The following is a 12992-nucleotide window of genomic DNA, read 5'->3' on the forward strand; positions in this document are numbered from 1 at the left end:
ATGACAAAAGTAATTAAAAAACAAGCCTTAGGAAGAGGATTATCTGCCTTATTAAAAGATCCGGAAAACGACATCAAATCAGTAGAAGACAAAAATGCTGACAAAGTTGTTGGAAACATCATTGAGCTTGAAATAAGTGCGATTGAGATAAATCCGTTTCAGCCTAGAAGCAATTTTAATGAAGAATCATTACGCGAGTTAGCCACTTCTATTAAAGAACTTGGTGTAATTCAACCTATTACTGTTCGTAAATTAGATTTTAATAAATACCAGTTAATCTCTGGAGAGCGTCGTCTTCGTGCGTCTAAATTAGTAGGCTTAACTCATGTTCCTGCTTATATTCGTATTGCAAATGACAACGAATCACTGGTTATGGCTTTGGTTGAAAACATCCAACGTCATGATTTAGATCCAATTGAGATTGCTTTATCATACCAACGTTTAATCGACGAAATTCAATTAACTCAAGAACAAATGAGTGAAAGAGTGGGTAAAAAACGTTCGACAATTGCCAATTATTTGCGTCTTTTAAAATTAGATCCGATTATCCAGACTGGTATTCGTGATGGTTTTATCAGTATGGGACACGGTAGAGCAATTATCAATATTGAAGATTTAGACGTTCAAACCGATATTTACCAAAAAATCGTTAGCCAAAATCTATCTGTTCGCGAAACAGAAGCTTTAGTTAAAAATTACCACGAAGGTTTACAGCCAAAAGCAGATGGAAAGCCAAAAGCAGATGCTGCATTCGTAGTGAGAGAAACTCAAAAAAATTCTTTCAACGATTATTTTGGTTCAAAAGTTGATATAAAAGTCGCTGGTAACGGAAAAGGAAAAATTACAATTCCATTTAATTCTGAAGCTGACTTTAACAGAATTATGAAATTAATAAACGGATAGTGAATAAAATTGTCCCCATTGGTCTATTGTTCTTTCTAACAGGAACCGTTTCTCTTTTTGCCCAGGTAAAAGAAGACACGGTTTTGGTCGTAAAAGACACCACATCATTAGAAGAAATAGATCCGCTTACACCAGCAAAAGCAGCTTTTTACTCTGCAGTTCTACCTGGTTTAGGTCAAGCATACAACAAAAAATACTGGAAAATTCCATTGGTTTACGGAGCAATCGGAACAAGTTTGTATTTCTACATAGACAACAATAAAAAATACCATGATTATCGTGACGCCTACAAACGAAGATTAGAAGGTTATAACGATGACAATTACAAATATCTGGATGATAGCCGACTTATTGCTGGACAAAAATTCTACCAAAGAAATAGAGATTTATCTGCTTTATTCGTTGTCGGATTCTATGTTTTAAACATAATCGATGCCAATGTTGACGCTGCGTTGATACAATTTAATGTAAACGAAAGACTTTCAATGCGTCCAGAAATTTATCCTGCCGATGTAACATTCAAACCAAACGTGGGTCTAACTTTTAATTATAAGTTTTAATAGATTGAATTCTATTTAAAAAATCAAAAAACAAATCATAATGAAAATTGCGCTTTTAGGATACGGAAAAATGGGTAAAGTAATCGAAAGAATTGCTTTAGAAAGAGGTCATGAAATAGTTTTAAGGAAAGATGAATTTAACACCTATGACGGGCTTTCAACAGCCGATGTTGCCATCGATTTCAGCGTTCCATCAGCAGCAGTGAGCAACATTTCTGCATCTTTTAACGCTAATGTCCCTGTGGTATCAGGAACTACTGGCTGGTTAGAACATTATGACGAAATGATTGCACTTTGTAATGAGAAAAAAGGAGGTTTTATTTCAAGTTCGAACTTCAGCTTGGGAGTAAATATTTTCTTCGGACTAAATGAATATTTAGCTAAAATCATGAAGCAATTCGATTCTTATAAAGTTTCGATGGAAGAAATTCACCATATCCACAAACTTGATGCTCCAAGCGGAACAGCTATTTCTTTAGCTCAAGGCGTTATCCAAAACAGCGACTATGCAAATTGGACTATGGATGAAGCAAAAAAGAATGAAATTCATATTGAAGCAAAAAGAATTGGAGAAGTACCTGGAACACACACTGTAAATTACGATTCTGCAATTGACAGCATCGAAATTAAACATACTGCTCATAACCGCGAAGGTTTTGCCCTTGGCGCTGTCGTTGCTGCAGAATGGCTAGCAGGAAAACAGGGAATTTTCTCTATGAAAGATGTACTAAACTTACAATAATTGACCAAAATTCAGGATTATTAAAAACTTGAATTTGAAACTTAAAATACAATATTATGACACTTTACTCTTGGTTCGTATTTTTCTTAGCCGTTCAAATTATTCATTTTCTTGGAACATGGAAATTGTATCAGGCAGCAGGAAGAAAAAGCTGGGAAGCAGCAATTCCGGTATACAATTCTATCGTTTTAATGAAGATTATCGGACGCCCAACATGGTGGACATTACTACTTTTCATCCCAATCATCAACTTGATTATGTTTCCAGTTATTTGGGTGGAAACGCTAAGAACCTTTGGCAAAAAATCAACTCTAGACACTATTTTAGGACTTTTTACATTCGGTTTTTACATCTATGTTGTTAATTATACTCAAAAATTAGAGTACCATAAAGACCGCAAATTAACTCCTGAAAATAAAGCGGCAGATACTGTTAGCTCTTTATTGTTCGCCATTATAGTCGCAACTTTAGTCCATACTTATGTTGTACAGCCTTACACAATTCCAACATCATCTTTAGAAAAATCTTTATTGATTGGCGATTTCTTATTTGTAAGCAAATTAAACTATGGCCCTAGAGTTCCAATGACAACTGTTGCATTACCAATGGTTCACGACTCTATTCCTTTAACAAAAAGTAAATCATATTTAAGCTGGCCACAATTACCTTATTTTAGGTTGCCAGCTATTCAGAAAATAAACCGATGCGACATTGTCGTCTTCAACTGGCCGGTCGATACAGTTCACTATTTCTTCGAACCAAAAGGAAGACCGGGTGTTATCAAGCCAATTGATAAAAAATCAAACTATGTAAAAAGATGTGTTGGTATTCCTGGAGACAGCTTATCAATAAAAGACGGTTATGTTTTTATTAACGGAAAAAAACTAGTTTTGCCTGAAAGAGCAAAACCTCAGTACTCATACGCTGTAGCATTAGACGGAAAAACATCTATTGACTTTGAAACTATTTTCAAAGAATTAGATATTACAGATCCAGCAGGTTTTAGAACTGAAAAAAGAGACACTCTTTATCTAGGTGCATTAACAGAAGCTGGAGCAGAAAGATTTAAACACACTCCAGGAGTTACTGCTGTAATTAGAAAAGTTGACACAGGAGACAACAACGACATTTTCCCTCACATCAACAAATGGAACCAAGACAACATGGGACCTATTTACATTCCTGAAGCGGGAAAAACAGTTGCCTTAACAAATGAGTCTCTTCCTTTCTACAAAGAGATTATCACCAATTATGAAGGAAATACATTAGAACTGCAAGGTTCAAAATTCATAATTAACGGAAAACCTGCAACAACATACACCTTCAAACAAAACTATTACTGGATGATGGGAGACAACCGTCACAACTCAGAAGACAGCCGTTATTGGGGTTACGTTCCTGAAGATCATATCGTAGGAAAACCAGTTTTCATTTGGATGAGCTGGGATACTAACGGAAAAGGCATCAATAAAGTTCGCTGGAGCCGAGTATTTACAACTGTAGATGGTGAAGGTCAGCCTCAATCTTACTTCAAATACTTCTTAATTCTTCTAGCTATCTATTTTGTAGGAGATTTTATTTGGAAAAAAAGAAGAGAGAATAAAGCATAATTAAAAAAAAGTTATTTTTGTATCAGGTTTCAAGTTTCACGTTTTTACGTCAACTTGAAACCTGATACTTTTAAACTTGAAACAAAACGAAATGAATTCCTTAATACTTCCAACTTATTTTCCATCTATCAGTCATTTTGCCGTAATTGCGCAATCTGACAGCATCACTTTTGAAATGGAAGATAATTTTCAGAAACAAACTAATAGAAATAGAACTTACATCTATAGTCCTAATGGAATTCAATTATTAAATATCCCTGTTAAGCATTCTAAAGCGACACATCAGAAAACAAAAGAGGTTTTGATCGAAAACGAATTTGATTGGCAGAAACAGCATTTTAAATCGCTTGAAGCAGCATATAGAGGCTCTCCGTTCTTCGAGTACTTTGAAGACGATATTGCTCCTATTTTTGAGAAAAAACACCATTTTTTGATGGATTTAAACTTCGAAGTTTTAGACATTGTTACGAAATGTCTTAGAATGAAATTAGAATTTGGAAAAACAACAGAATATTTTCATGAAGTAAATGATTTTACCGATTTCAGATATTTGGCAAATGGTAAAAAAGATGCAAATTCTTTCGAAAAATACACTCAGGTTTTTGACGACAAACATGGCTTCATCAACAATTTAAGTGTTTTGGATTTACTTTTTAATGAAGGTAAGTTTGCAATGGATTATCTAAAAACACAGAAAATCATATAAGCTATGAATTATGAGTTATAAGTTATGAATTATTAATTCTCATATTGCCTTAACTTTTCACTTTCTGCTAATAAATCATTCCACCAAAAGTCTTGTCATTATGGGATAATGATCTGAGTTTTCGAAATCAGAGAAACTTTCAAATTGCTTTACTTTCATTTTACTGTCTGTAAAAATATAGTCAATTCTTGCAGGATAATATTTAAACTTATAGGTAGCTCCAAAACCTTCTCCGGCTTCTTCAAAGGCATCTTTTAGCTTGCCTTTAATACTTCTATAAACATAAGAAAACGGACTATTATTCATGTCGCCACAAATAATAATCGGATAATTGCATTTCTTAATATGCTCTTTAAAAATTTCAGCCTGTTCTTGCTGCTGTGTAAATCCTTTACTGATTCTAGCATAAATACGCTGTGATTTTTTCTGATTTACATTATCAATATCATCAGAAATCTCGCTTACATCTGGAGATATCTTAATGGATTGCAAGTGCATATTATAGACACGAATAATATCTTTTCCGCGCTTAATATCAGCATAAACAACATTATTATCTGATTTAGGAAAAACAATCTTTCCTTCGTCTATAATAGGAAATTTAGAAAAAATAGCCTGTCCCGTTTTAATTTTTTTACCATCAATAAAAATATAACGGTGCGGATATACTTTTAAATCTAAATGTGCAGAATTTGAATATTCTTGAATACACAAAATGTCAGGATCTTTTTCGTCGATAAAAGATTTAATATTGGACGGAATATCATCACGATCCAACCACTTAAAGACATTAAACAGACGTACATTATAACTCATCACAGAAAAATCCTTTTCGTCCTTCACATACTCTTTTCCAGAAAACTTATAAAATTTACTAATAAATGTAATTCCTGTTAGCAAAACCAAACCAGACAAAATAAGACGTTTTTTAAACTGAATTCCCCAATAGATAAAAAACAATGTGTTGGCCACAAAAAAGGCCGGCATAAACAAAGTAAGCACCGATAAAAGCGGAAAACTTTTAGGTGCTAAAAAAGGCAAAACATAGACGCTAAATGTAAGCACAGTCAGCACTATGTTCAAAAAGAACATTATTTTATTAAACCAAGAAAGGTTTTTCATATTTATCTCCTACAAGTTTATTTTCCAGCTTTAAATAAAAACTCTTTTTCTTCTTTTGTCAAGCAGTCGTATCCTGACTGGCTTATTTTGTCTAAAATCTCATCAATCTGTTGCTGCGTTTTATCTTTCGTAACAATTCGCGATGTGGTTTTTTCTGTAGGTTTTCTGTAATTTTTATGAACTTTTGTAAATGGGGTCGTAGGTGATTTTTTAAAGAGATTCGCAAAGAAATCTAAAGTTTTAGAAACGATAGTACTTAAATCGGTACCGTTTTGTAGCAATTTAATATAAAGAAAACCGAAGAAGGCACCAGCTAGATGAGAAATATGCCCACCCATGTTTCCAAGACGAAACTGCATCAAATCTAAAATTATAATAACAGCAGTAATATGCCAAAGCTTTACATTTCCAAATAGAAACAAGCGAACATTCATTAGCGGAGAATAAGTTGTTGTAGCGACCAAAATTGCCATGATGGCAGCAGATGCTCCAACAATGGAACCTCCAATATTAGACAGATAAAAACTCAGTGCAAAAGCCACTCCTGCAAAAAGAGCACTTAAAAGATATAATCCTAAATATTGCTTTTGAGTAAAATATGTTAGAAACAAAGAGCTGGCAAAATTAAGCACCATCATATTAAACAATAAATGCAAAAATCCATCATGAAAGAAAGCGTACGTTAAAAAAGTCCAAGGTTTAAACATAAAAACCTGAGGATCTGAAGACAAAGCAATCCAACTCGGAAAATTAAAAAAACCATTTGAATAGTTATAGAAGAAAATAAGCGATACAATAAAACATGCTATATTCCAGTACATGACACGCATGGCAATACCTCCTAATCTATATTGTAATTTTAAATCGTCTAAAATATTCATAGAAACTCTTTTGTTTTAGAATTTGTACTTTAAAGTTAAAAATTAATTCCAACGGTTGTTATTAAACTGATTTTTTTTCCAGTACCACATCATTAAAAAACCAGTAATTGCACCTCCAACGTGAGCAAAATGCGCTATACCTGTACCACCACCGCCAAACAGAGAAGTACCTTTAACACCTAAAAACAAATCCATTAATAAAAGTCCAGGAACAAAGTATTTAGCTTTGATTGGAACTGGAATAAACAAAAGTGCCAATTCTGCATTAGGAAACATAAAAGCAAAAGCAGTCAGCAAACCGTAAATAGCACCAGATGCCCCAACAACAGTTCCAATGTAAGAGCTTGTAAATCCGTCAAATTGAGCTGAACTTACTAAGCTTTGCCATCTCGTATCGATTTTTCCCTGACTTAAAATATTTAAGATATCAGCTTTATGAAATCCGTTTGCTGTCAATATATTAATGGTATCCTCAAAAAAGTAATAATTTACCGCTGTATGAAGCAATGCCGAACCTAAACCACAAGAAATGTAAAAAAATAAAAACTTTTTACCTCCCCAAAAATGCTCTAAAGCAGATCCAAAAGAAACCAATGCAAACATATTAAACGCAATATGCATAATTCCGCCATGCATAAACATATGCGTAATAGGCTGCCATACACGGAAACTTGGATTTTCTGGAAAGAACATCGCAAAATACTCGTAAGATACTGGCACTAATTGAGAGCCAATAAAAAATATAATATTAATAATAAGCAGTTGTTTAACTACTGGAGTCATATTCATCATAAAGCAAACTTTTTATCTATATCTTCAACACGCATGGTAATGAAGGTAGGTTTTTGAAAAGGTGAAATATTCGGATCTTTACAAGCAAACAATCCGTTTACCAAATTATCTTGTTCTTTTTCGGTTAAATAAGATCCCGTTTTAACCGCTAAACTTTTGGCCATTGACTTGGCAATTGTATCGTTCTGACTGTAACTATTTGCTGGAATTCCATCTTGCAAATCACTTAATAATTGCTCTATTACCTGCGAGACTTCACTTTCTGTAATATTTACAGGGATTCCAGAAATTACAACATGATCGGTTTTGCTTTCATCAAAAACAAATCCGGTAGTTTCTAAAGAAGGTTTTAATTCTTCAATTAATTCCATTTCAGATGCCGAATAAAACAAATCTAAAGGAAAAAGCAACTGTTGGCTCGAAGCTTGATTAACGGTCATATTCAGCAAAAATTGTTCGTACAAAATTCGCTGATGTGCACGCTGCTGATCCACAATAATCATTCCTGATTTTATAGGCGAAACGATATATTTTTTATGAATTTGATACGTTTTCTGCGTTGCTTGTTCTACATCTTCATCATTAAATAAAGAAGAAGTCACTTCTTCATTTTCGAATGTGAATGGCGAGCTTTCTATGCTTTCTGGATTTTCGACATCTAAACCAACATATAAACTTTCCCAGCTTGTGGTTGGTTCTACCCTTTTGGAATAACCAGAATACGATGACCCAGAAGAAGATGATCCCGACGAAGATGAAAAAGAAGACCCCGAGCTATATCCTGATGATCCCGAAGCTGCTTTACTATAATGCTGATTGGTTTTATCGTCAGTAAACGGATTAAAAGTCCCATCTACCTGAATCGTAGGCACTTCTGCCTCAACATTTTTATAATGATAAGGTGTATCTAAATTAGCATCCCGATCAAAATCTAAAACCGGAGCAACATTAAACTGCCCTAAACTATGTTTGATAGACGCTCTTAAAATAGCATACAATGCTTGCTCGTCATCAAACTTAATTTCTGTTTTAGTTGGATGTATATTGATATCAATTGTATTTGGAGGAACTTGCAGATACAAGAAATAACTTGGTTGCGAACCATCTTTCAATAATCCATCGTATGCAGACATTACAGCATGATGCAAGAAACTGCTTTTTATAAATCGATCGTTTACAAAAAAGAACTGTTCTCCTCTATTTTTCTTAGCAAATTCAGGTTTGCATACAAAACCTTGAACGTTTATAATTTCGGTATCCTCGTTTACGGGAACCAATTTTTCATTAGTTTTTCCAGACATGATACCAACAATTCGCTGGCGATATCCTGCTGCAGGAAGATTGTACATCTCACTGCCGTTATGATAAAAACTAAAATGAATATTTGGATGTGCCAATGCTACACGCTGGAACTCATCCATCACGTGACGAAATTCAACCGTATCGGACTTTAAGAAATTACGGCGAGCTGGAATATTAAAAAACAAGTTTTTAACCGCAAACGAAGTTCCTTTTGGCAAAACTGCCACCTCTTGCGAAACAAATTTACTTCCCTCAATTACAATATGCGTTCCAAGTTCGTCCTGATCCTGTTTGGTTTTCATTTCCATGTGCGCAATCGCCGCGATAGAAGCCAAAGCCTCTCCGCGGAAACCTTTTGTTCCAAGCGAAAATAAGTCTTCTGCCTGTCGGATTTTGGAAGTAGCATGACGGGCAAAACACAAACGGGCATCTGTAACGGTCATTCCAACACCATTATCAATTACCTGAACTAGCGATTTACCAGCATCTTTTATAATTAATTTGATATCAGTTGCTTTGGCGTCAACAGCATTTTCTAACAATTCTTTTACGACTGAAGCTGGTCTTTGAACCACTTCTCCAGCAGCAATTTGGTTAGCAACGTGATCAGGAAGCAATTGAATAATACTCGACATTAAGCAAAAATAATTTTAAAGTTTAGATTAGGTTTTTTATAAACCAAGAAGTACAAATTTAGTGAATTTTGATTGGCTTTTAGAATAAGAATAATCATAAAAAAAACAAAAAAACCTATACCGTTATTACACAGTATAGGTTTTAATATTTTTTAAAACAAACGTGCTTATTCGTTTTCTATTTTTTTCGGAGAATCTTCAATTTGAATGGCTCCCGAAGCTAACAATGGCTGATTATAAACGTGAGCTATTGAAGCCTGCTGACGAATATAGGCCATTTTTATTGCCGCAATTGCCGCTTCAGTTCCTTTGTTTCCGTGAACTCCCCCACTTCTATCAATAGATTGCTGCATATTATTATCTGTTAAAACACAGAAAATAACCGGAACATCAGTTTGAACATTCAAATCTTTAATTCCTTGTGTAACGCCTTCACAAACAAAATCAAAATGTTTAGTTTCTCCTTGAATTACGCATCCAATTACAATAACTGCATCAACATTTTGTGTCTGAAGCATTTTTTTAGCGCCGTAGATTAGCTCAAAACTTCCTGGAACATTCCAACGGATAATTTGTTGGGCAGGAACATCGCAATCCACCAAAGCATCAAAAGCACCATTATAAAGTCCTTCTGTTATAGTATCATTCCATTCAGAAACAACAATCCCAAACCGAAAGTCTTTCGCGTTTGGGATTGTGTTTTTATCGTATTCTGATAGATTTTTATTTTCAGTAGCCATCTGTAATATTTTAGATTTTTGATTTTAGAATTTAGATTCGTAATTACAAATCTACAATCTTAAATCTAAAGTCTAAAATTTTTATTGTGCTAATCCAATCAAAGCATCAACAGACGCTGCTTCTGGAGTATTATCGTAATTATCTTTAATATCATTAAAGTATTTCAAAGCATCTTCTTTTTGCCCTAATGCTAAAGCAGTTTTTCCAGCTTTTAACAAGAAACGAGGTGTTGTAAAATCGTTTTTGTTAGACTCAGCAGCTTTTACATAAAAATCTAAAGCTTCTTTTTGCTGATTTTTTTGAGAATAAGCATCTCCTGTAGCGCCTTTAGCTAAAGCACTTAAAACTACATCTTCTGATTTGAATTCACCTAAATATTTAATTGCCTCATCAAATTTACCAGTATTTAAGTAAGCGATACCAGCATAGTAATTTGCTAAGTTTCCAGCATCTGTTCCAGAATATTCGTCAGCGATTTTAATAAATCCGAATTTACCTTCTGAACCGTTTAATGATAATTTGAATAATGAATCGCTAGAAACACCGTTTACAGCTTTTTCAAAGTTTTGTTGCGCAACAAACATTTCACTTGCAGCCTCTTCTTGTTTAGGAGTTGCTATAAATTTTTGGTAAGCTAAATATCCAATTGTAGCAACCGCAATACCAGCAACTAAACCAATAATGATTTTTTGATTTTTAGCCACCCAATCCTCAGTTCTTGAAGCTGTTTCGTCTAATTTTGAGAAAACTCCAGCTGTTGTGCTGTCTTTTTCATCAATAACTACTTGTTGCTCTTCAGTAACCACTTCTTTTACTTCCTTTTCTTTTGGTGTCTTATATCCTCTTTTATTGTAAGTTGCCATTTAAAATTTATTTAGTGAACGGCAAAAATAAAATTTTTATTGAAACTGAGGTAAAAAATTTCAATTTTATCACTATTTTAAAAGAAATATTTTCATGATTCGCTTGCCCTTTCGCAAAAGCGGTAAAATAAATAAGCCTAAGAAAGGGCTAAAGCCAATTATATCGATAATTTTCGGTAATTTGCAGCCTCAAATTTTTACTGCTCAAAAGCCGTAAATATTACACTTGGAGTCCTTACAAATGCATTTAAACAAAATCTCATTATTTAATTACAAGAACTTTTCTGAAGCAAGTTTTGATTTTGACATCAAAATAAACTGTTTTGTTGGAAAAAATGGCATTGGAAAAACTAATGTGCTCGATGCTATTTATCATTTGGCATACGGAAAAAGTTATTTTAATCCGCTTGCTGTTCAAAACATCAAACATGGCGAAGAGTTTTTTGTGATTGATGCCGAACTCGAAAAAAATGAGAGAACCGAGCAAATTGTTTGCAGTTTAAAAAAAGGACAGAAAAAAGTTCTAAAGCGAAATGGAAAACCTTACGACAAATTCTCAGATCATATTGGTTTTATTCCGTTAGTTATTATTTCGCCGGCAGATAGAGATTTGATCGTTGAAGGAAGCGAAACGCGCCGTAAATTTATGGACAGTGTGATTTCCCAATTAGACGCTACTTATCTGCACGAATTAATACAATATCAAAAGGTAATCACACAGCGAAATGCACTTTTAAAATATTTTGCTTTGAATCATGTTTTTGACAATGATACCTTATCTATATATAACGAACAATTACAAGGCTATGGAAAATCGATTTTTGAAAAACGAAAAGATTTCCTAGAACAGTTTATACCTATATTTAATAGACACCATCAGGCAATAACGGGATCTGAAGAAAGTGTGCAATTGGTTTACGAAAGTCATTTGTTCGAAAAAGACCTTTTAACGCTTTTGCAGGAAAACACCAATAAAGATCGAGCGCTGCATTATACCTCTGTTGGAATCCATAAAGATGATTTGTCTTTTGAAATTGATTTGCATCCAATAAAAAAATTCGGGTCTCAAGGTCAGCAGAAATCTTTTCTAATTGCTTTAAAATTGGCGCAATTCGAGTTTTTGAAAAAACAAAGCGGTGTAAAACCTATTCTTTTGTTTGATGATATTTTTGATAAACTGGACGAAACGCGTGTAGCCAAAATTGTAGAAATGGTAAACAGCGAAACGTTTGGACAGCTTTTTATTTCGGATACGCATCCAGAAAGAACCGAAGCGATTGTAAAATCGACACATCAGACTTATAAGATATTCAATTTGTAATTCGGGAAATTTGGTACAATTTGTATCAGTTTTCAGAATTAATCACAAAATAGAAATCAGTAAATTAGCCTGAACAAAAAAAACTTAAAAACAACTGCAATAAAATATATAAGGATTATGTTAACGAAAGAATCATTGCAATTTTTAGACGATTTAAAAAAGAACAATAACCGCGAATGGTTTCAGGAAAATAAAAAACGATATGAAGTTTTTAAGAAAGATTACCATCAATTGGTAAGCGATTTTCTAGATGCGATGAAACCGCTTGATCCTTCATTGGAATTATTGGAAGTTAAAAACTGCACATTCAGAATAAACCGTGACATTCGTTTTTCTAAAGACAAATCTCCTTATAAAGCACATTTAGGCGTTTGGATGTCAGCTGGTGCAAAAGGCGCAAATCGTGCCGGATATTATGTTCATATAGAAAAAGGTGCGAGTTTTATTGCTGGCGGATTTTATTCGCCTGAAGCGGAAGACTTAAAGAAAGTCCGTAAAGAAATCGCTTTTTTTTACGAAGATTTACAGGAAATTTTAAACAACAAAAACTTCAAGAAAGAATTTGGAAGTTTAGACATCAACGAAAACAATTCACTTAAAAGCATGCCTCGCGGTTATGAAAAAGATCATCCTGCAATTGAGTTTTTAAAATTAAAAAGTTTCACCGCAACTCAGGTTTATAATGTTTCTGAGGTGACGGAAAAAGATTTCGTAAAAAAAATGAGCCAAAAACTTATTGCTTTAAAACCTCTAAACGAATTCATCAACCGCGCTTTGGATACTGAAGAATTTTAGTTTTATTTGCCACAGATTT

13 protein-coding genes are annotated in these 12992 nt (G+C 33.8%); 7 read left to right on the forward strand and 6 right to left on the reverse strand.

Features of this window, described 5'->3' with window-relative positions; genetic code table 11:
• The 5 genes from NCC77_RS20920 (at position 1) to NCC77_RS20940 (ending at position 4521) form a co-directional block, all read left to right on the forward strand.
• On the forward strand, positions 1-903 hold the full coding sequence (locus NCC77_RS20920; protein ID WP_095929441.1) for a ParB/RepB/Spo0J family partition protein: 903 nt from the start codon (positions 1-3) through the stop codon (positions 901-903).
• Positions 903-1463 carry a DUF5683 domain-containing protein gene (locus NCC77_RS20925; RefSeq protein WP_095929440.1) on the forward strand — a complete coding sequence of 187 codons (561 nt, stop codon included), beginning with the start codon at positions 903-905 and terminating at the stop codon, positions 1461-1463. Before NCC77_RS20920 ends, NCC77_RS20925 begins: the two co-directional genes overlap by 1 nt.
• A gap of 40 nt (positions 1464-1503) precedes the next feature.
• Positions 1504-2205 carry a 4-hydroxy-tetrahydrodipicolinate reductase gene (dapB, locus tag NCC77_RS20930; protein ID WP_250837319.1) on the forward strand — a complete coding sequence of 234 codons (702 nt, stop codon included), beginning with the start codon at positions 1504-1506 and terminating at the stop codon, positions 2203-2205.
• A 56-nt stretch (positions 2206-2261) separates the two neighbouring features.
• Positions 2262-3815, forward strand: a complete 1554-nt coding sequence (gene lepB, locus NCC77_RS20935) for a signal peptidase I (protein WP_250837320.1) — start codon at positions 2262-2264, stop codon at positions 3813-3815.
• A gap of 91 nt (positions 3816-3906) precedes the next feature.
• Entirely contained in the window at positions 3907-4521 is a 615-nt protein-coding gene (locus NCC77_RS20940; RefSeq protein WP_250837321.1) for a WbqC family protein, read from the forward strand.
• Between the two features lie 75 nt (positions 4522-4596).
• On the opposite strand, the gene NCC77_RS20945 is transcribed toward NCC77_RS20940, so the two are convergent.
• From NCC77_RS20945 to NCC77_RS20970, 6 genes are all read right to left on the reverse strand, one after another.
• The gene (locus NCC77_RS20945; RefSeq protein WP_250837322.1) at positions 4597-5643 is read right to left on the reverse strand and encodes an endonuclease/exonuclease/phosphatase family protein; all 1047 of its coding nucleotides are present in this window, start codon (positions 5641-5643) and stop codon (positions 4597-4599) included.
• 17 nt (positions 5644-5660) lie between these two features.
• A complete protein-coding gene (locus tag NCC77_RS20950) occupies positions 5661-6524 on the reverse strand; it encodes a rhomboid family protein (protein WP_250837323.1) in 864 nt (287 codons plus the stop codon).
• 42 nt (positions 6525-6566) lie between these two features.
• Positions 6567-7316 carry a rhomboid family intramembrane serine protease gene (locus NCC77_RS20955; protein ID WP_250837324.1) on the reverse strand — a complete coding sequence of 250 codons (750 nt, stop codon included), beginning with the start codon at positions 7314-7316 and terminating at the stop codon, positions 6567-6569.
• Positions 7313-9253, reverse strand: a complete 1941-nt coding sequence (gene mutL / locus NCC77_RS20960; protein ID WP_250837325.1) for a DNA mismatch repair endonuclease MutL — start codon at positions 9251-9253, stop codon at positions 7313-7315. The genes NCC77_RS20955 and mutL overlap by 4 nt, the downstream gene beginning before the upstream one ends.
• 167 nt (positions 9254-9420) lie before the next feature.
• A complete protein-coding gene (ribH, locus tag NCC77_RS20965) occupies positions 9421-9993 on the reverse strand; it encodes a 6,7-dimethyl-8-ribityllumazine synthase (protein ID WP_095929433.1) in 573 nt (190 codons plus the stop codon).
• Positions 9994-10074: 81 nt separating this feature from the next.
• On the reverse strand, positions 10075-10857 hold the full coding sequence (locus NCC77_RS20970; protein WP_250837326.1) for a tetratricopeptide repeat protein: 783 nt from the start codon (positions 10855-10857) through the stop codon (positions 10075-10077).
• 241 nt (positions 10858-11098) lie between these two features.
• On the opposite strand from NCC77_RS20970, the gene recF reads away from it, so the two are divergent.
• The gene (recF, locus tag NCC77_RS20975; protein WP_250837327.1) at positions 11099-12178 is read left to right on the forward strand and encodes a DNA replication/repair protein RecF; all 1080 of its coding nucleotides are present in this window, start codon (positions 11099-11101) and stop codon (positions 12176-12178) included.
• Between the two features lie 117 nt (positions 12179-12295).
• The gene (locus NCC77_RS20980) at positions 12296-12973 is read left to right on the forward strand and encodes a DUF2461 domain-containing protein (protein WP_250837328.1); all 678 of its coding nucleotides are present in this window, start codon (positions 12296-12298) and stop codon (positions 12971-12973) included.
• Positions 12974-12992 lie beyond the last annotated feature (19 nt).

The organism is Flavobacterium tyrosinilyticum (assembly GCF_023656565.1).
GTDB lineage: Bacteria > Bacteroidota > Bacteroidia > Flavobacteriales > Flavobacteriaceae > Flavobacterium > Flavobacterium tyrosinilyticum.